This window comes from Cohnella phaseoli (genome assembly GCF_003386235.1).
Classification (GTDB): domain Bacteria; phylum Bacillota; class Bacilli; order Paenibacillales; family Paenibacillaceae; genus Cohnella; species Cohnella phaseoli.
On the sequence record NZ_QRDZ01000003.1, the window covers coordinates 118,979 to 138,876 of the forward strand.

A 19,898-nucleotide genomic window follows, 5' to 3' on the forward strand; every position below is an offset into this window, starting at 1 on the left:
AGAGTGGGCCGCTATGACAGATGAACTGCAGCAAGGTATGATACGGATTTCCGATGACGTCGTTGCCACGATTGCCGGATTGGCGGCGCTGGAGACGCCGGGAGTCGCCGCGATGTCGGGCGGCATATCGGAAGGATTGGCCAAGAGACTAAGCGGACGCAACGCTCAGAAGGGCGTCTCCGTCGAGGTTGGCCAGGTCGAAGCGGCAATCGATTTGCGAATTGTTGTCCAGTACGGCATTCCGATTCAGGAAGTCGGGCGGAGATTGCAAGAGAACGTTCGGGAAGCCGTCGAGAACATGACAGGCTTGAACGTCGTCGAGGTCAACGTCAAGGTGGAAGGCGTAGCCTTCAAGGACGAAGAAGCCGTCGATGAGCCTAACCGGGTGAAATAATGTATCCTAGAACATGAGAAGAGGGCTGTCCAAGCGGACAGCCCTCTTTTAAGCATATTAACGATGGACTTTAGTGCGGGTATAGGTCGTTGTCGGGGCTGCAGAAGCGGGCTGAGTCGTTTTCTCCAAGCGATTGTACTCCCTGGACACGCTGAGCAGGATCCCCATGCCCGCCAGAAGCATAAGCATCGACGAGCCCCCGTAGCTAATGAACGGCAGCGTTACCCCGGTAATCGGAATCGCACCGCTGACGCCTCCCATATTGATCAGCGCTTGGATCGCGATCAAGGAGACGATGCCGATTCCGACAAGCGTGCCGTAGATGTCCGGGCAGCGCAGTGCGACGATCAGCGCCCTCCACAGGAACAGCACATAGAATAAAATAAAAACCGTCGTTCCGATGAAGCCGAGCTCCTCGCCGATAACCGCAAAAATAAAGTCATTGTAAGCATACGGCAGATAGAACAGCTTCTGAACGCTGTTACCGAGTCCCGCTCCCATCAGCCCGCCGTGTCCGAATGCCTGCAGCGAACGGTTCAGGTGATATCCGCTTCCCTGCGGATCTGCCAGTGGGTCCAGAAAGGCGGTGAAGCGGTCGCCGCGGAAGCCGAATCCCGCATCCGGGTTAAGCAGCAGATAGACGCTTGTCCCGAGCGCGGCCAAGCCGATCAGAACGGCGGAGGAAAGCATAATATGCTTGAGATTCGATCCGCCGGCGACGACGATGGCCGAGGCGCACATAACGAGAATGGCGCACGAGCCGAAGTCGGGTTGAAGCATGATGAGGAAGGCGAAAAAACCGACGACGATCATGACGGGAAGCAGCCCTTTTTTGAAATCCCGGAACTTCTCGTCCTTTTTCGCGATAATCGCGGCTAAGTACAGAATGATCGCCAGCTTTGCGAATTCGGTCGGCTGTATGCCGAAGGAACCGACGCCGAACCAGCTTTTCGCGCCATTCCTCGTCTCTCCGATAATCGGAACAAGCGCGAGCAGAACCAGCGTGCCGATGAAGAACAGCATAAACAGCTTCTTATATTTCTGAAAGTGGATATTCATCAGAACAAGCATGATAAACGTGCCAAGCCCGACCCACATCAATTGACGCTTCAAGAAGTAGAAAGCGTCATTGTTGTAGGCGGGCTTCGTGACCGCCATGCTGGAGCTGGCGCTGAAAACCATGACAAGTCCGAATCCTACGAGCAGAAGCGTCAGGATCAGCAGCAGGAAATCTGGCGCGCCGCGCTGACCGCTCTCCGGAGATTTCATCCCGAGTTCCCCCAAGCCGCTTAGGACAGCAGCTTCTTCAGATCCTGCGCGCGCTGTTTAGCGGCGTTCAAGATCGGCTCCGGAATCGCAGATTCGTAATCCAGTCCATGCGGGAACGTCGAGCGGCCGATATAGACGCCTTCCACTTCCAGGATGGCTTCCGGATTTTCCAGCTTGCCTTCGATCGCTCTGGTGGCGATGCGCAGATAGTAATCTTGTCCGCTCGTGCGGTCGTGAAGCTTCAAGTCGTAAGTAGCGCGGCGATACTCCCATTGCCAGCGAACAAAGCCGAGCTTGTCTCCGGATTCATCCAAATGGCCGAGATCACTGCGAATTCCGTTTAGTCCTGTATTTTCGAGTAACATGGTCATCCTCCTTATGTAGGTCCAATCCAACGTGCAGGCTGAGCGCGTAATATCGCCATCTTCTGGCAAGCGCCGTCCACTTCCATGATAGTCGGTTTGTAGGCCTTCTGCAACCCTGCAGCCGGTTGTAAGTTCGAACGTTCATTGACAATTCCGCGGGCAATCTGCAGGGCAGGTTACGGAGCCTTGCCGTTTCTGATACAATGATACAAATACGCGGTTTTCGGAAGGAGTCGTCGCCATGACGGTCAACGAGCAAACGCTGCAGTCTCTTTACGGGGATATGGTGAAATGGCGCCGGCATTTTCATCAGCATCCCGAGCTGAGCTTCGAGGAATACGCAACGTCCGACAAAATTGCGGCGCTGCTCGCGGAGTGGGGGCTCGAAGTTCGCCGGGCATCGGCGGGAACGGGAGTCGCAGCGCGCTGTGTCGGCGGTCTGCCGGGAAGGACGATTGCGCTGCGGGCCGATATCGACGCGCTGCCGATCCAAGACGCCAAACAATGCGACTACCGTTCGAGCGTTCCGGGAGTTATGCATGCGTGCGGCCACGACGGGCATACGGCACAATTGCTGGCCGTGGCCAAGTATTACAGCCTGCATCGAGAGGAGACGGCGGGAACTCGCGTTTTCCTGTTCCAGCCCGGAGAGGAACTGCTGCCGGGCGGAGCGATTCGGATGATCGAGGACGGCGGGCTGGACGAGGCGGACGCCGTTTACGGCGTCCACCTCTGGTCCCCGATGCCGCTCGGCACCGCGGCGACCCGCCCGGGTCCGTTTATGGCGACGCCGGACGAGTTCGAGATCGAGATTATCGGCAGCGGAGGGCACGGCGGATTGCCGCACGAGAGCAAGGACGCCCTGGTAGCGGGCGCCTCCCTCGTCGTTGCGCTGCAGACGATCGTCTCCCGCAGCGCCAATCCGCTGGACGCCGCTGTGCTGACCGTAGGCAGATTTGCCTCCGGCACGGCCAACAACGTAATCGCCGACAGCTGTAAGTTAGCCGGGACGGTGCGTTCCTTTAATAAGGAAATGAGAGACCTCGTACGGAGCAGACTGGAGGAGATCGTCAAGCATACGTGCGGAATGCATGGCTGCGACTATCGTTTTCGGTTTGTCGAGGGCTATCCTCCCGTCGTAAATGACGAACGAGAAGCCGAGCGTGTGCTGCGGATCATCGCCGAGCAATTGCCGGACGGAGCTTCCGGTCCGTGCGAACGAGTGATGGCCGGAGAAGACTTCGCTTATTATCTCCAGCGCAAGCCCGGCTGCTTCTTTTTCGTCGGGGCCGGCAAGCGGGAGGGGGAGTCGGCGCCGCATCACCATCCGCTGTTCGACATTGAGGAGGAAGCGATGCTGCATGCCGCCCGGCTGCTGATTGCGGTGGCGGACGATTCCGCGCTTGATTGCTGATCTATGCATGAACCGGCGAAGAGGAGGAGAACCTTGTTAACAACAAGGAGGAATGCCGGTTGGAAAATACACGATTGCTGTGGGTTCAGTCCGACGGGGCGCTGCTGCTTGACGAGCGGCATACGGAGTACGCGGAAGCGCGGGATTTTCTAAGGGAGATCGCCATTTTGCAGAAACGTCCGGGCTTCTGGCATACATATAAGCTTACGCAGGTGTCGCTATGGAACGCGGCGGCTGCGGGCTGGACCGCCGCTCGGGTGTCCGAGCGGCTTGTTGCGTTGTCTCGCTGCCCGCTTCCCTTCGCGGTAGAGCAGCTTATCCGCACGCAGATGGACCGATACGGACAAATCAGGCTCGAGAACGATAACGGGAGACTGGTTTTGTCGACGGCTACTTCGGATTTGATGGAGCGGATCTACCGGTTGGAATCGATCTCCGCCTGTTTTGACGGCGGCCCCGAGGGTCTGCGAGCGGCGGTCCGCCCCGAAGCCCGGGGCTGGATCAAGCGGGAGCTGGCAGGCATGGGTTATCCGGTTAAGGACGAGGCGGGCTTTCACGAGGGTCAGCCGCTTCCCGTATCGCTGCGCTCGCAAACGGAGGATGGAAGGCCTTTAGAGCTGAGAGACTATCAGCGGGAGGCCGTCGATGCACTGCTGAGAGATTCGGCCGGCAGCGGCGTAGTCGTGCTTCCGTGCGGAGCGGGCAAAACCTGGGTAGGAATGGCCGCGCTTGCAAGGCTTCAATGCGAGACGCTGATCTTGACGCCGAACGGGGTGTCGGTGACGCAGTGGATCGCGGAGCTGCTGCGGAATACGACTTTGACCGAAAGCGAGGTCGGCGAGTATACCGGACAAGCGAAAAACGTAAGACCCGTCACGGTAGCGACTTATCAAGTGCTGACTTATCGTTCCTCCAAGAGCGAGGAGTACCCTCATCTGGAATTGTTCGTCAATCGGGATTGGGGGCTGATTATTTATGACGAGGTTCATCTGCTGCCGGCTCCGGTGTTTCGGATGACGGCGGACATTCAGGCCACTCGGAGATTGGGCCTTACGGCGACGCTCGTGCGCGAAGATGGCCGGGAAGAGGATGCGTTTGCGTTGATCGGTCCGAGGAGGTATGAGCTGCCGTGGAAAACGCTCGAATCGCGCGGTTGGATCGCGGAGGCGGAATGCACGGAGGTGCGCGTGCCGATGGAGCCTGCGGCGGCGGTCAACTATGCGGCCGCGTCCAAAAGCGCGCGCAACCGGATCGCCGGGGAAAATCCGCGCAAGGCCGAGGTCGTCAAGGAGCTGCTGGCGCGGCACTCCGGCGTACCGACCATCGTCATCGGCCAATATCTCGATCAGCTGCACGAACTCGCCAGGGAATTGTCGCTGCCGCTCATTACTGGCGAGATGCCGCTGCGTGGACGTCAAGATCTGTTCGAACGGTTTAAGCGGGGGGAGTTCGGCGTGCTGCTCGTCTCGAAGGTGGCCAACTTCGCCGTCGATCTGCCGGATGCGACCGTTGCAATCCAGGTGTCCGGGAGCTTCGGCTCCCGCCAGGAAGAAGCGCAGCGGCTTGGACGCATTTTACGGCCGAAACGAAGCGGGGCCAAGGCGCATTTTTATTCTCTTGTCAGCGACGGAACGGACGAAGTGGCGTTTTCGCGCAATCGCGGCCGTTTTTTGCTTGAGCAGGGTTATCCTTACAAGATCGACTACTGGGAGGACGGCTGTCGGACAGGGGATGCGGATTGGGAGGCGTGTTTATGAACGTCGAGCAATCCGTAGCGAGGCTCCCGGACGCGATGAAGCGCCTCATCGCTTCCGACCCCGCGGTCCAAGCGCTGCTGGAGCGGGGCAAAGATCTGGCGGAGGCGCTGTCCGACCCGGAATGGGCGACGGCTTGGCTGGATGGCTGCCTCGATGTTGCCCCGCTGTCCGTATTGAGGAGCGTGCTGTACAAATACGGAGCTAATCCGTTCGAGATAGAGCGGATCGCGGCCGACGCGGAGGAGGAGTTCGGTTTGACCGGCGCCGAGGCGCGCGTCGCGGTCGCCAAGCTGCGCAGAAGCGGCGTAGTGTTCGCGGTTCGCAAAAGCTGGGGAGATAGGCTTTTCTATATACCTGTAGACGCCGTTGCGTTGTGGCAGCCGCTTCTTCTGCCCGCGAATAATCGGGCGCTTACCTCGGAGGAAGCTTGGGAGGTCGCGCAGAACGGAGGGGGTTACCGGCCGCCTCTGTCTTTAGCCTTGCTGTCCGCCTGGCACCGAGTTGCGAAGCAGCCGGTACTCCGTACGGCTAAAGGAGCGCCTCAGCAGGCGGCGACCGCTCGGGTTGCGGCAGCGTTGCAGCTGGAACAGGCAGCGATGGAGCAGCTGCTTGCAGCTTATCCTCATGTCGCTCAGCTCCCTTCGCAAGCGGCGTTCGCGTTTGATGTCGGGCTCGTCTGCGGGGTACTAACGGAGACTAACGGAGCGATCCGCATTTGCGAAGAAGGGCTTGACGAATGGCTTCTTCTGCCGCTGTGCGAGGCCGAGCGAAGGTTACAGACACTGGTCATGACCCGATACTGCGCCTCGCGACCGGCTCTGCATCTGACTTTCTCCGCGACGCTGGCGCTGGAAGCCGGCGGATGGAGTACTGTGGACCGCGTCGGCGAAGGGCAGGGCGAGGCCGAGGAGAGGCTGGCGTTGCTGGAAGCGCTTGGCTGCATTGAGCGCGGAACATGGCGGGGACAGACGGCAATCAGGCGACGCGCGGAGCCGGGAAGTTTGCCCGGGGCCGCGGAAGGGTATTTTATCTTACAGCCGGATGGGGAAGTTCTCGTGCCTCCGGACGTCGGGATGCGAGCCCGCTGGAAGTTATCCGACATTGCCGAATTGGAGAAAGCGGACGAGTTGTATGTATACCGGCTGACGCAGCGCTCCTGCGAGGATGCGTGCCGTTTGGGCTATTCGCTCGACAAAGCGCTGTTGGCTCTGGAGGAGGGCTCCGGCGCACCGGTTCCCCAGCCCGTTCGCGATGCGCTGCGCGATTGGTTCGCTTCGCTCGGCAGGACGGAGCTGGTCGAAGCGCTGGTGCTGCGCGCGGACAGCAAGGCGGTCGCCGACGCGATTGCCGCCGACGAGGGGCTGGCCGGGCTGATCGTGGAGAGGATCGGAGAACGGCATTTTCTGGTCGACGCAGGGGAAGGGAAGCAGATTCGCGCCAAGCTGCGCGCGGCAGGTTATCCGGCCGTGGATGTCGTCAGGACGGAGCGAGGAGCGCCAGGCGAGGCGCGGCATGGGGGCGAGCAAGCGGCAGGAGGGAACAAGGGCTGGCTGAGCGTCGGAACGGCATTGTCCGCCTTCGAGGCCGATAAAGGACTGCCTGGGGCCGACGAGCTGTTTCCCGGATTGGCGGATATTCCGGCCGCATGGATAACCAGGCCAAGGAAGTATCATCCTTCAACAAGCAAAGAGCTCATTCGGCGGGCGATCGATTGGCAGACGACGGTTCGTCTGGAGCGCGATGGAGGGGCGCGGATTTTTGCGCCCCGCACCATGCGGGAGAGCGGGGCGTTATGGGTGGCCGAGGGAAGATGGCGTCCGGCGGACGGAAGCGTACCGAGCGGCGGGAGAACGGAGCCGGCTGCCGTCCGGGCGGAGGAAATCGCCGAGCTGATGATCGTTCTTCCTGATCTGGAAGAGCTTGAAACCGATTGACCGATCAAGCTGATGTTGTGTTATGATAGTGAAGGTAGTACAAAGCCGAATGGTGAGGTGAGGCCGATGGCCGGCATGACGCATACCCTCCCCGCGGCCGATTACGGCGCGACGGGGCCCGCCGATCTGGCGCTGCTTATGACCCGCGCCTACGAGCTGGGAGAGTCGCTGATCCGCTCCGCCTCCGCCGCGGAATACGCTTATTGGAAAGCGGAGGTTTCGCAGGACGCCGAGGCGCAGAGCTTACGGAAACAGTTCCTTAAGGCGAAGGAGAAGTTCGTCGAGTGCGAGCGGTTCGGAAAGTTCCATCCGGATTATAACGCCGCGTTGGAGCAAGTGTACGAAGTACAGCAGCGGCTGGATGAGGTGGAATCCGTGCGTAAATACAAAGCCGCGGAGAGCTCCTTGGACGAACTGCTGACCGATATATCCAGAACGCTGGCTTTTGCGGTGTCGCAGAGCATCAAGGTTCCGGACAATAACCCGAATCCGAAAGCTTCGGGTTGCGGCAACGGGGGCAGCTGCTCCTGCGGAAGCGGCGGCTGCGGGTGACGGATTTGCAGTTCAGACCAGTTCAGACGGAGGTTGGACATGTTTGCCGAACGGACAGGATACATCGTATGGTTTAGCGATTCGAAGGCGGCCAGAGGCTTGGACAAGTACGGCACGCTCCACTACTTGTCCCGCAAAATGCACTACGCCGTCATGTATATGAACTCTGAAGTGGCGGAGGAGACGGTTCGCAACCTGCAGCGTCTGCCCTTCGTCCGCAAGGTGGAGCGATCCTACCGCAACGAGATCAAAACCGAGTACGAGAAAAACGTGCCGGACAAAACGCGCTTTTACGGTCTGTAAGTCGGGAACCGACTCAATCGAACGGCGTTGCGTATAAGAGGGACGGTCCTCGACAGCGAGGCAGTCCCTCTTTCATTTTGTCCCGATATTGGAATTTGTGCAAGATTGCAATTGACGCATTGCGAATGGGTCTATTAAACTAGTATCAATTCTTTTTATCGCTGTAATTAGGAACAGCATCAATGCTTTCCGGCAGCTGGGAAAAAATAAACAAAAAAAGGGGTAATGAAGTTGAAGAAGAAATTGTTAACGACTGTCATGCTCTCCACGGCTGCACTGTTAGCGCTTGCAGGCTGCGGCGACAAGGAATCCGGTTCAGGCTCCGCGAGCTACAAAATCGCCATCTCGCAAATCGTCGAGCATCCGTCGCTTGACGCGACCAAAGAAGGTTTCCTTAAGGCGCTTGAGGATGCCGGCATCAAGGAAGGCGACAATCTCAAGGTCGACCTGAATATCGCCCAAGGAGATTCGACGAACAATCTGTCAATCGCCCAGAAGATCGCCTCCGACAAGTACGATCTGGCGCTTGGCATCGCAACGCCGTCCGCGCTGTCGCTCGCTCAGAACGTTAAGGACTTCCCGGTTCTGTTCGCGGCGGTAACGGACCCTCTTGCCGATAAAGTCGTCAGCAGCTTGGAGAAGCCCGGTGCTAACGTTACCGGCGCGTCCGACACGAATCCGGAAGCGATCGTCCAACTCATGGATTTCATCGCCTCCGAATTCCCTAATGTCAAGAATGTCGGCATCGTCATCAACGAAGGCGAATCCAACGCCGTCATCATGGCGAACAAAGCCGAAGAAGCGCTCTCCGGGCACGGCATCAAGCTGGTGAGAGCGGCAGCGACGACTTCCTCCGAAGTTAAGCAAGCCGCCGAGTCTCTTGTCGGACGCGCGGATGCGATCTATATCACGCTTGACAATACGGTAGTTACCGCAGCGGACTCCATCATTCAGGTAGCTAACGACAATAAGCTTCCGTTCTTCTCCAGCGACCGCGATACGGTCGAGAAGGGCGCGTTCGCGACGGTCGGCTTCAAATACTTCGATCACGGTTACCAGGTCGGCCAGATGGCGGTCGAAATTTTGAAAAACGGCAAGAAGCCTGCCGACATGCCGGTATCCGTGCCGGACAAGCTGGACTTGATCTTGAACCTGAAGGCGGCCGAGGCGCAGGGCATTACCGTCACGGACGCAATGAAGGATAAAGTCAAGGACAAGGAAAACAATATTATCCAGTAAACAGCTTCAATGGGGTGGACGGCTCCCGTCGTTCGCCCCATTGGTCTGTGAGGAGGCTTAACGATGATTGAATCGATCTACGGAGCCGTAGCGCTGGGCCTGCTGTACGCTTTGATGGCGCTTGGGGTCTACATCACGTTCCGCATCTTGGATTTCCCCGACCTGACCGTCGACGGCAGCTTTGCGACGGGAGGAGGGATCGCCGCGATCATGATCTCGATGGGCTATCACCCTGCGCTTGCCACATTGGCCGCATTCGGAGGCGGGCTTCTTGCGGGAGTCTGCACCGGACTGCTTCACACGAAAGGCAAAGTAAACGGGCTGCTAGCCGGCATTCTGATGATGATTGCGCTCCACTCCATCAACATTCGGATTATGGGACGCCCGAATGTGTCCATCGTCAATACGGATACGCTGATTTCTTCGATCGTGAAGCCTGTCGGTCTGTTTATTCTTATCATGGGGATCGCGGTGCTGCTCATTAAGCTGCTGCTCGACGCTTTCCTGCATACGGATTTGGGGCTTGCGCTCAGAGCGACGGGAGACAACGAGCGGATGATTCGCAGCTTTGGGGCGAATACGGACGGCACGAAAATATTGGGCGTCAGCCTCTCGAACGGCCTTGTCGCATTGTCCGGCGCGCTTATCGCCCAGCAAGGCGGCTTTGCGGATGTTACGATGGGCGTGGGGATGATCGTGATCGGACTTGCTTCGGTTATCATCGGCGAAGCAATCTTCGGCGCGAGATCGGTGTTCATGGCGACATTGGCCGTCGTAATCGGCGCTATCATTTACCGGATCGTCATCGCCATAGCGCTGCGCGTCGAACTGTTCGAGGCGTCCGATCTTAAACTGGTTACGGCGCTGATCGTTATCTTCGCGCTCGTCGTTCCGTACGTGCGCCGGGTAATGAAGCAGCGCAGCGTCGCCAAGAAACGCTCCGAGGAGCTGCTGGCGGCGATCGCTCCAGGCAAAGGAGGCAAAGCCTGATGCTCGACGTAACGAACGTGTCCAAGCTGTTTAATCCGGGGACTCCCGATGAGAAAATAGCGCTTATGAACGCCAATCTCCAAATCGAGGCCGGAGACTTCATCACTGTAATCGGCAGTAACGGAGCGGGCAAGTCGACGCTGATGAATCTGATCTCGGGCGTCATGAAGCCGGACATCGGCCAAATCAGAATCGACGGCACCGAGGTGCAGGGATTGGCCGAGTACAAGAGAAGCCGTTGGATCGGAAGAGTGTTTCAGGATCCGATGGCCGGCACCGCACCTCGGATGACCATTGAAGAGAATCTGACGATGGCCTATAAACGCGGTCAATCGCGCGGATTGGGCTGGGGAGCGACGGCTGCGAAAAGAAAGCTGTTCCGCGAGCAGCTCTCCCGACTTGGGATCGGACTGGAAAACCGCATGAGCGCCAGAGTCGGCTTGCTGTCCGGCGGCGAGCGTCAAGCGCTTAGCTTGCTGATGGCAACGTTTACGAAGCCGCAGATTTTGCTGCTCGACGAGCATACGGCTGCGCTTGATCCGGCCAGAGCCGAGTTGATCACGCGGCTGACGGAGGAAATCGTGCGCGACATGAAGCTGACGACGCTGATGGTCACCCATAACATGGAACAGGCGATTCGCCTCGGCAACCGTCTGATCATGATGGACAAGGGGCGCATTATTCTAGATGTTCCCGCAGAGCGCAAAATAAACTTGACGGTCTCCCAACTGCTGGGGGAATTCGAGAGAATCAGCGGTCATCAGCTTTCCGACGACCGCATCGTATTAGGCTGAATGAGGCAGTCCCGAGTCGTCTGCGGATGACTCGGGAGGCCTGTTATTTTTTATATATGGGAAAATTTCCTATATGAACCTATTTAATTGTTGAACCTTAGGGAACAGATGCTGTAGAATGTACTTAAGTTCCTAGGAATATAGGGCGGTAATGATTCAGAAGACCTATAATCGGGAAGGGGGATAGCCCGGTGAAGGATAAGCATACGGAGCGTTGGAGCACATACGAGCCTTTCCATATCGTTCTTGGGGACAAGAAAGTGTGCGACATCATTATTACCAATCACGCTCGCACCCGCTGGTCGGACCGTGTGGAGCAGGAGAAGACGGGTTATTCCGACATTGCCGAATTTATGTGGCAATGCTTGAAGGACGGGCGTGTCGTGTCCTACTACCGGAATGAGCAGGACGTCTATACGATCGACGACGATCTTGTTTTTGTCGCCGAATTTTCCGTGAGCGAGACGGATACGGATCTGCTTGGAAATCCCCTTCACAAGATGATCGTCGTCACGTTCCTCGGAAGAATGTCGGAGACGATGGAGCTTCGGGATCTGAAAACGTATTATTCGTGGTTGCGCCATTCCAGGCGCATGACTTTAATCAAAAATAATCGCAAACGCCGCTAAACGGCCGGGCTGGAGGAGCACCTCCGCCCGGCCGTTCGTATTCTGTGGTATAATGCGATAGAAACCTACGGACGGGAAGGCGGAAACAAATGGCGTTGAACGTGCACCAACTTCATATTTTTTACACCGTTGCGGACAGGGGCAGCTTCTCCGCGGCCGCGCAAACGCTGCATATGACGCAGCCTGCCGTAACGATGCAGGTGCAGGCGCTTGAAGAACGTTTTGGAACTAAGCTGCTTAACCGAACGACGAAGCGTCTGGATTTGACGGAGGCGGGCCATCGTCTGCTGCCGCAAGCCCGCAAAGCGGTGGAGCTGATGCGGGATACCGACGAAATGATGACGCAATATATCGAAGAGCTGAAGGGACGGCTGCAGTTCGCGGCCAGCTTGACGATCGGCGAATATGTGCTGCCGCGTCTGCTCGGCAGTTTTCTGCGCCGGTTCCCGGAAATCTCCGTCGATATGAAGGTCATGAATACGACCGAGATTATCGAAGCGGTGGCGCATCAGGGACTGGATTTCGGCATTATTGAAGCGCCCTGCGACGTTCCCGGCTTTGACGCTCAGGCGGTCATGAACGACGAACTGCTGCTGATCGCCCCAGCAGACCATCCGTTCGCCTCTAGGGAACAGGTATCGTTGGAGGAGGCAATCGGCGAGCCGCTAGTGCTGCGAGAGAAAGGCTCCGGAACGAGGCAGATTATGGAGGAAGAGCTGCAGCGGCATGGCATCACCGAGAAACAGCTGCGAGTCGTCAGCGAATTCGGCAGCACTGGAGCGGTCAAATCGGCGGTGGAGGCCGGGCTTGGCTTGTCGCTGCTATCCGTCTGGACGATTAAGCACGAGCTTGCGCTCGGCTTGCTGAAGCCGGTAAGAATATCGGGCGTCAGCTTCCGGCGACAGTTTTATTCGGTGCGGCTGCGTTCGTCGCTGCTGCCAATCCCGGCTGTCGCCCTGCTAGGCGAGTTAAAGGAGCTGTCCCATGATTAGGCGCGCGGATTTGCATACTCACACGACGGCTTCGGACGGCCTGTACGCTCCGGCGGATAACGTTCGGATGGCGAAGGAAGCGGGCCTATACGCAGTGGCAATTACCGATCACGATACGGTCGCGGGGGTTGCCGAAGCGCTGCGGGCCGGACGGGAGCTGGGCATCGTTGTCGTGCCCGGAGTCGAGCTGAGCACGGTGGCGAACGACAGAGACATTCACGTGCTGGGCTACGGCTTCTCCCTGAACGACACGAAATGGCTGACCAGGCTGGAGGAGCTGAGGGAAGGCAGAAACCGCCGGAACGAACGCATATTGGCCAATCTGAGCAGGCATGGCATGCCGATCACTCCGGAGGAGCTTGCCGCCGCTGCCGGGAAGTCCACTCGTAAGGACAAGTCGGTTGGAAGACCGCATATCGCGCAGGCGATGGTCGATAAAAATTACGTATCCGACCTGAGGGAGGCATTCGACCTGTGGCTCGCGGAAGGCAGGCCGGCCTACGAGCGTCAGGAACGCGCATCCTCGCAGGAGGCGATCGGCTGGATTCACGAAGCGGGAGGAAAAGCCGTCATTGCCCATCCGGGGATCTATGGAGACGACGATCTGGTGCTGTCGCTGCTGGAGCGGGGAGCCGACGGTCTGGAAGCCTACCATTCGGATCACGCTCCGGAGCAGGAGCGGCGCTATGCGGAATGGGCGGCGACGCGCGGCAAGCTGGCGACCGGCGGCTCGGACTTCCACGGCGTTAAGGATGGGAAAGTCTACCACGGTCCAATCGGCAATCGCAGCGTGGACGCAGACGTTCTGGAGCTGCTTCAATCGGAGGTTTGACAAGTAACACAGTAAAAAGACGACAATCGCCCGAGCTTAGCAGGCTCCGGAGATTGCCGTCTTTTTATTTGCATATCGTGCGGTAATAGATCAGCCGTAGTTACTTCACCGTAGAAGGCATCTGCTGAATCCGGGCCTCGTCCGGGGTGACGAACAGCGTTTTCTGGTTGTCGTAGATGACGAAGCCGGGCTTGGCTCCGTTTGGCTTGCGGACGTAACGGATCAGCGTATAGTCGACGGGGACGCTGCTCGACGATTTGGCTTTGCTATAGTACGCTGCGAGCATCGCCGCCTCGTGCAGGGTGGCTTCGCCGAACTCGCCGCCGCCGCGAATGAGTACGTGAGAACCGGGGATGTCCTTCGTGTGCAGCCAGGTATCCGATGCCGACGCAAGACGGTTTGTAATGTAGTCGTTTTGCGTGTTGTTTTTGCCGACATAGATTTGAATCCCCTCGCTCGACGTGTAGCAAAGCACGGCCGGACGGTCCTTCTTCCGTTTCTTGGCACCGCGCTTGAGGCCGCGTTCGCGAATATAGCCTTGCTCGACCAGTTCGTCCCGGATTTCTCCGATATCGTCCGGAGTAGCCGAGTCGAGACCTTGCAGCACCGAAGCCAAATAGCCGAGCTCCGCTTTCGTCGCTTCAATTTGCTCCGTTACCACATCCCGGCTGTTCTTCAGCTTGGCATACTTGCGAAAATACCGTTGGGCGTTTTCGTTCGGCGTAAGCAGCGGATCGAGCGCGATCGTCCTCGTCGGCTGTTCTTCCTCATAATAATCGACGACGTCGACGGAAGTATCCCCTCGCTGAAAAGCGTACAGATGGGCGGTCAACAGCTCGCCGATCCGGCGGAACTTGTCCGCTTCGGCCGCTTCGTCGAGGGTCTCCTGCAGCTTGACGAGCTTTTTCTCGTTTTTGGCGATTTCGTTCAGCAGAAAACGATTCAAATCCGTTGTGCGCTGCCGGACGAGATCGCGGGAAGCTTTATCGCGATAGAAGCTTTCCAGACATTCGTGCATCGTTGGGAAAATCTGCTTCTCTCCGTCCAGGTGAGTCAAGGCGAGGGCGGAGAAAAAGGCTTTGCCGGTCTCCTGAACGACGATATTCGGCTCGTACGAATCGCGGCCGACGTCATCCAACGTTTCGCGGAACGCTGCACGCAGTCCCTGTGGATGCCCAGAGGCGCGGAAAGCGATCTCGCGGGAAACGAGCGGGCTCAGGCCGGTAAATGCGCCAAGCAAAGCTTTGGAGGCGGCTTCAATGTACGAGTCGTCGTTTGCATCCGGGATGCCGCCGCCGCGGGCGATCAGCTCGGCGAACTCGGATTCGCCGACAGATAGCGGGTCGGCCTTATCCTGCTCCGGGGGAGCGACGTAGGCGCTGCCGGGAAGGACGACCCGGTGGCTGCTGATCGCGGGCGTAACGTGCCGGATGCCGTCATGCACGACGCCTGTGCTCGGGTCCATCAGAATGATATTGCTGTGCCGGCCCATAATTTCGATGACGATTCGCTTCAGGGAGGCATCCCCGAGCTCGTCCCGATGCCGGACGTCAAGCTCGACGATTCTTTCCAGATCGACTTGGCGAATCGCTTCAATGACGCCGCCTTCGCAATATTTGCGCAGCAGCATGCAGAACATCGGCGGTTCGGCCGGGTTGGCCCAAGGCTGCTCCGTCCAATGAAGGCGCGGCATGGAAGGATGGGCCGAAAGCAGCAGCTTGCCGCTTGCGCCCTGTCCCCGTATATGCAAGATCAATTCGTTGTCCGTAGGCTGATAAATTTTAAGAATGCGCGCTTTGACGCAGGTCTGCAGCTCTCGCACGAGCGCTCTAACGACAATTCCGTCCAATGACATAGCGGATGCTCCTGAGTTATGTATATACGCTGCATAGATTCAACGTACATAGCACGATTTAATATTTTATGCCTTCTTAATGATGCCATAACTCCGCGCAAAGGGAAAGCTTGCCCCTGTCCGGGGATATTTCCCGGCTTGTCTGAATACACATAGGTCAAGAACCGCAAGCGGATATGACGGAAGGGGTTGACGATCTTGGAAGGTCAGGCATGGCATCAGCTAAGCGAGGAGCAGTTGGCGAAATCGCTGGACACCGACAGAGCAAAAGGGTTGTCGCGGGAGCAGGCGACGGAGCGGCTCGGAACGCTCGGTCCAAACGAGCTTGCCGAGAAGCGCGGGGATTCTCCGCTAAAGCTGCTGCTGAATCAGTTCAAGGATTTTATGGTGCTCGTGCTGGTGGGGGCGACGATCATCTCCGGCTTGCTCGGGGAGATGCTGGACGCGCTCACGATTATCGCGATCATCCTTATTAACGGCGTGCTTGGCTTCTACCAGGAATACCGGGCCGAGCGCTCGCTTCGGGCCTTGAAGGAGCTGTCCGCGCCGTTCGCCAAAGTCGTTCGGGACGGCGAGCTGCTGCATATTCCGGCAAGAGAGCTGGTGTCCGGAGACGTTGTGCTGCTGGAAAGCGGAGACAGGGTGCCCGCCGACCTTCGTTTCGTGGAGTGCAACGACTGCTCGGTGGACGAGTCCGCCTTGACGGGAGAATCGGTTCCGGTCGTCAAGACGGCCGGAAAGCTGGATACCGCGGATCTGGCGCTTGGAGACCGGAAAAATTGCGGCTATCTCGGAACGATGGTGACGCGCGGGACTGCGAAGGGCATTGTGACGGTCACGGGCATGCAAACCGAGATGGGCAAAATCGCCGATCTGATCCAACAGACGGAAGAGGCGGAAACGCCGCTTCAGCACCGGCTGGAGCAGCTCGGTAAAATACTGATCGTCGTTGCGCTCGCGTTGACGGTAGTCGTCGTGCTCGCTGGTATTTTGCATGGACAGCCTGCGTACGACATGTTCCTTGCCGGCGTGAGTCTGGCCGTCGCCGCGATTCCGGAAGGCCTTCCCGCAATCGTGACGATTGCGCTCGCGCTTGGCGTGCAACGCATGATCAAGCGAAGGGCCATCGTGCGCAAGCTGCCTTCCGTAGAGACGCTTGGCTGCGCCTCCGTGATCTGCTCCGACAAAACCGGAACGCTGACGCAAAATAAAATGACGGTGACCAAGCTATGGCTCGGCGGGAGAACCGTCGAGGTTACGGGGGAAGGCTACGAGCCGACGGGGCTGCTGAAGGAAAACGGAAAAAGCATTGACGCCAAGGGCGACGCCGCTCTGCGAAGGCTGACGCAGATCGCCGCGCTCTGCAACAATTCCGACCTGTCGCAGCAGGAAGCGGCCGCCGACGCGAAGAAACGCAAGTCGACTAAAGGCGAACTGCCGGTTTCCGAAGCGATGGAATGGAAGATCCAAGGAGATCCGACCGAAGCGGCGCTGCTCGTGCTGGCGGCGAAGACCGGGTTGGTCAAATCCGCGCTGCAAAGCCTGTATACGCGCGTCAAGGAATTCCCCTTCGACGCCGAACGCAAGCGGATGTCGGTGCTCGTATCCCATCAGGGCGGCAAGCTGGTCTGTGCGAAAGGGGCGCCCGACTTGCTGGTCAGTCAGTGCGCCTATGTCCTGTGGGACGATCAGGTCGTTCCGTTCACGGCGTCGCTGAAGAATAAGGTGCTTGCCGCTAACGAGGCGATGGCCAGGGAATCGCTGCGCGTGCTGGGGATGGCGTATCGAGATGTCAAAGCGCATGAGACCTGCGCCAGCGGAGAACAAGCGGAGAGCGGGTTGATCTTCGTCGGACTGACGGGGATGATGGACCCGCCGCGCAAGGAAGTCAAGGAAGCGATCTACAAGTGTCGCCAAGCGGGCATCAAGACGGTGATGATTACCGGGGATCACGGCACGACGGCGGAGGCGATCGCCAGAACGCTTGGCATTATCGGGCGGGAGGGGCGTGTCATTACCGGAACCGAGCTGGCGGCGATGACCGACGAGGATTTGGAGAAGGTCGCCGATGACGTTAATGTCTACGCTCGCGTCTCTCCCGAGCATAAGCTGAGAATCGTGCAGGCTTTGCAGCGCCGAGGGCATGTCGTGGCGATGACGGGCGACGGGGTTAACGACGCTCCGGCTGTCAAGGCGGCCGATATTGGCATCGCGATGGGGATTACGGGAACGGACGTGACGAAAGAAGCCTCCGCGCTCGTGCTGTCGGACGACAACTTTTCCAGCATTGTCGCCGCCGTGGAGGAAGGGCGCGGCATTTACGAGAACATTCGCAAGTTTATCCGTTACTTGCTGGCCTCGAACGTCGGCGAAATCATGACGATGTTCCTGGCGATGATGGCCGGATTGCCGCTTCCGCTCGTTCCGATCCAGATTTTGTGGGTTAACCTTGTGACGGACGGGCTGCCGGCGATGGCGCTGGGCGTCGATCAGGCCGAGAGCGACCTGATGCAGCAGAAGCCGCGTGCGGCCAAGGAGAACATTTTCGCCAGACGTCTTGGCTGGAAAATTGTCAGCCGAGGCGTGCTGATCGGCCTCTGTACGCTAGGGGCGTTCGTGCTGGCGTTGAAGGCGGGGGAGGGGCAGTCGAATCAACTCGTTCACGCGCAAACCGTCGCTTTCGCCACACTCGTCATGGCGCAGCTCATTCACGTATTCGATTGCCGCAGCTCGCGCTCGATTTTCCACCGCAAGCTGCTCGAAAATAAGTTTCTCGTTTTCGCGGTGCTGTCCTCGCTGGTGCTGATGCTGGCCGTGCTGTACATCGAACCGCTGCAGCCGGTGTTCAAAACCGTTCCGCTCGACCTGCGCGATTGGGCGCTCGTTCTCGTCGCCGCGGGGATCCCGACGTTCGCGCTGGGGGCGGGCAGCGTCTGGAGCTCCTCTAAACAGAAGAAAAAAAGGACAAAAATCAATTACGGCGGCAGTTCTCCCTCGACGAGACCGATCCGGTAGCCGAATGCGGGCTGCGGTTTGTGCGGCTTGCGTTTAGCGCGAGCGGCGGACCGTTGGTGCGCTTCCGCTCCGGAAGGATAGAATTTCCGCTTGCAGTAGTCAAAAAGTGCAAATAAAAGCAATGTTGCTATATGCTCATTCCATCGCCGTCCCGCTATGATGAATCCAGAGAGTGCAAGCACTCGACTGACGAACATGGCGGGAGGCTTATAGAATGAAATTTACGAAAATGCATGGGCTGGGCAACGACTTTATCGTAGTGGCCGGAGAGCAGGCTTTACCGCATCATGCGGCGGAATTGGCCGTTCGGCTATGCGATCGTTTTTTTGGCATCGGAGCGGACGGATTAGTGTACATTTTGCCTTCGGAGCGGGCGGATTTTCGCATGAGGATCATTAATTCGGACGGCTCGGAAGCGGAGCAATGCGGCAATGCGATCCGATGCGTCGCTAAATACGTATACGACAACGGGCTGGCCTCGGCGTCGGAGCTGACGATCGAGACGTTGGGCGCCGGCGTGCAGCCGGTCAAGCTGACAATTGAAAACGGCCAAGTCACGCAGGTGACTGTAGATATGGGCAAGCCGATTCTAAACGGACGAGATGTTCCGACTATGATCGACGCCAATCCGATTGTGGCTCATTCGATCGAGGTGGACGGACGGGAATTCAAGTTTACGGCGGTATCGATGGGCAATCCGCACTGCGTCATCTACGTAGACGATGCATCCGGCTTCGATCTGTCGACTTGGGGGCCGAAGCTGGAGAAGCATCCGCTGTTCCCGCGCAAAATCAACGTGGAGTTCGCGACCGTCAATTCTCGCGACCAGGTGGATATGCGGGTATGGGAACGCGGAGCGGGCCCGACGCTGGCTTGCGGAACGGGGGCCTGCGCGACGCTTGTCTCCTCGGTGCTGAACGGGCTGACCGATAGAGAGGCGACCATCTCGCTTGCCGGCGGCGATCTGCGCATTCGGTGGGACGAGATTAGCGACCGCATCTACATGACCGGCCCGGCAGCCGCCGTCTATGCCGGGTCTGTGGACGCGTAAGCCTGAGAGACGAAGTCGGTCAAGTGAATCCAGCCAAGCTGACTGGAAGGAACGTACTGGAGGCCGATATCCGGCGAATCCGACTTGAATTCGGGGAGGGGATAAGCGATTCGAATGCTTCCCCCTCTTTGCCTGTTTACAGAAGGCGAAGGTTGTGCTAATCTAATTTCGATATATATAGAAATATAACGTCGAGGTGAGAAGGGATGGACGGGGACATCAAGGATGTCGGGCAAGCGGTGAAAGTGTACAAAGCGCTCGGGGAGGCGACGAGGCTGAAGATCGCATTGCTGCTGGCGGACGGAGAGAAAAATCTGTGCTGCTCCGACATTAGCGGCAAGCTGGAATCCGTGGCCGGCTCAACGCTGTCGCACCATCTGAAGCAGCTCACCGACTGCGGCCTGCTGAACCTGCGCAAGGACGGCACATATATTTTCTATAGCGTTAACCGCGATATGGCGCAGAAGTACGCGCCCTATTTGCTGACGTAAATTTTTTCGAGATTATTTCTAT

General features: G+C 58.2%; 18 protein-coding genes. 15 read left to right on the forward strand and 3 right to left on the reverse strand.

The features are described from left to right. Window positions 1-13 precede the first annotated feature (13 nt). The gene (locus DFP98_RS04740; protein WP_116059414.1) at window positions 14-394 is read left to right on the forward strand and encodes an Asp23/Gls24 family envelope stress response protein; all 381 of its coding nucleotides are present in this window, start codon (window positions 14-16) and stop codon (window positions 392-394) included. A gap of 57 nt (window positions 395-451) precedes the next feature. Here DFP98_RS04740 and ftsW read toward each other — a convergent pair whose 3' ends face one another. Next, window positions 452-1,663 carry a putative lipid II flippase FtsW gene (gene ftsW, locus DFP98_RS04745; RefSeq protein WP_116059415.1) on the reverse strand — a complete coding sequence of 404 codons (1,212 nt, stop codon included), beginning with the start codon at window positions 1,661-1,663 and terminating at the stop codon, window positions 452-454. Window positions 1,664-1,683: 20 nt separating this feature from the next. Further along, window positions 1,684-2,028 (reverse strand): YugN family protein, encoded by a 345-nt coding sequence (locus DFP98_RS04750; RefSeq protein ID WP_116059416.1) that lies wholly within the window; start codon window positions 2,026-2,028, stop codon window positions 1,684-1,686. 241 nt (window positions 2,029-2,269) lie between these two features. Between DFP98_RS04750 and DFP98_RS04755 the strand changes: the two genes are divergently transcribed. The 11 genes from DFP98_RS04755 to DFP98_RS04805 all read left to right on the forward strand — a co-directional run bounded on the left by DFP98_RS04755 (window position 2,270) and on the right by DFP98_RS04805 (window position 13,464). Beyond that, entirely contained in the window at window positions 2,270-3,442 is a 1,173-nt protein-coding gene (locus DFP98_RS04755; protein ID WP_116059417.1) for a M20 metallopeptidase family protein, read from the forward strand. Between the two features lie 59 nt (window positions 3,443-3,501). Next, window positions 3,502-5,199: a DNA repair helicase XPB gene (locus tag DFP98_RS04760; protein WP_116059418.1), complete on the forward strand. Its 1,698-nt coding sequence runs from the start codon at window positions 3,502-3,504 to the stop codon at window positions 5,197-5,199. Next, window positions 5,196-7,133: a helicase-associated domain-containing protein gene (locus DFP98_RS04765; protein ID WP_116059419.1), complete on the forward strand. Its 1,938-nt coding sequence runs from the start codon at window positions 5,196-5,198 to the stop codon at window positions 7,131-7,133. Before DFP98_RS04760 ends, DFP98_RS04765 begins: the two co-directional genes overlap by 4 nt. Window positions 7,134-7,199: 66 nt before the next feature. Then, on the forward strand, window positions 7,200-7,685 hold the full coding sequence (locus DFP98_RS04770) for a YlbF/YmcA family competence regulator (protein WP_246016420.1): 486 nt from the start codon (window positions 7,200-7,202) through the stop codon (window positions 7,683-7,685). 39 nt (window positions 7,686-7,724) lie between these two features. Continuing rightward, window positions 7,725-7,988 (forward strand): YlbG family protein, encoded by a 264-nt coding sequence (locus DFP98_RS04775; RefSeq protein ID WP_116059420.1) that lies wholly within the window; start codon window positions 7,725-7,727, stop codon window positions 7,986-7,988. Window positions 7,989-8,213: 225 nt separating this feature from the next. Next, window positions 8,214-9,227, forward strand: a complete 1,014-nt coding sequence (locus DFP98_RS04780; RefSeq protein WP_116059421.1) for an ABC transporter substrate-binding protein — start codon at window positions 8,214-8,216, stop codon at window positions 9,225-9,227. A gap of 63 nt (window positions 9,228-9,290) precedes the next feature. After that, window positions 9,291-10,217: an ABC transporter permease gene (locus DFP98_RS04785; protein ID WP_116059422.1), complete on the forward strand. Its 927-nt coding sequence runs from the start codon at window positions 9,291-9,293 to the stop codon at window positions 10,215-10,217. After that, window positions 10,217-11,011 (forward strand): ABC transporter ATP-binding protein, encoded by a 795-nt coding sequence (locus DFP98_RS04790; protein WP_116059423.1) that lies wholly within the window; start codon window positions 10,217-10,219, stop codon window positions 11,009-11,011. The genes DFP98_RS04785 and DFP98_RS04790 overlap by 1 nt, the downstream gene beginning before the upstream one ends. Before the next feature lie 191 nt (window positions 11,012-11,202). Continuing rightward, window positions 11,203-11,640 carry a hypothetical protein gene (locus DFP98_RS04795; protein ID WP_116059424.1) on the forward strand — a complete coding sequence of 146 codons (438 nt, stop codon included), beginning with the start codon at window positions 11,203-11,205 and terminating at the stop codon, window positions 11,638-11,640. Window positions 11,641-11,729: 89 nt separating this feature from the next. Next, the gene (locus DFP98_RS04800) at window positions 11,730-12,632 is read left to right on the forward strand and encodes a LysR family transcriptional regulator (protein WP_116059425.1); all 903 of its coding nucleotides are present in this window, start codon (window positions 11,730-11,732) and stop codon (window positions 12,630-12,632) included. Further along, window positions 12,625-13,464, forward strand: coding sequence for a PHP domain-containing protein (locus DFP98_RS04805; RefSeq protein ID WP_116059426.1), 840 nt, complete (start codon window positions 12,625-12,627; stop codon window positions 13,462-13,464). The genes DFP98_RS04800 and DFP98_RS04805 overlap by 8 nt, the downstream gene beginning before the upstream one ends. A gap of 100 nt (window positions 13,465-13,564) precedes the next feature. On the opposite strand, the gene DFP98_RS04810 is transcribed toward DFP98_RS04805, so the two are convergent. Continuing rightward, a complete protein-coding gene (locus DFP98_RS04810; RefSeq protein ID WP_116059427.1) occupies window positions 13,565-15,319 on the reverse strand; it encodes an Rqc2 family fibronectin-binding protein in 1,755 nt (584 codons plus the stop codon). Window positions 15,320-15,517: 198 nt separating this feature from the next. On the opposite strand from DFP98_RS04810, the gene DFP98_RS04815 reads away from it, so the two are divergent. The 3 genes from DFP98_RS04815 (at window position 15,518) to DFP98_RS04825 (ending at window position 19,876) form a co-directional block, all read left to right on the forward strand. Next, window positions 15,518-18,334, forward strand: a complete 2,817-nt coding sequence (locus DFP98_RS04815; RefSeq protein WP_116059428.1) for a calcium-translocating P-type ATPase, SERCA-type — start codon at window positions 15,518-15,520, stop codon at window positions 18,332-18,334. Between the two features lie 214 nt (window positions 18,335-18,548). Further along, window positions 18,549-19,385, forward strand: a complete 837-nt coding sequence (gene dapF, locus DFP98_RS04820) for a diaminopimelate epimerase (protein ID WP_116059429.1) — start codon at window positions 18,549-18,551, stop codon at window positions 19,383-19,385. Window positions 19,386-19,591: 206 nt separating this feature from the next. After that, window positions 19,592-19,876, forward strand: coding sequence for an ArsR/SmtB family transcription factor (locus DFP98_RS04825; RefSeq protein ID WP_116059430.1), 285 nt, complete (start codon window positions 19,592-19,594; stop codon window positions 19,874-19,876). The last annotated feature ends 22 nt before the right edge of the window (window positions 19,877-19,898 follow it).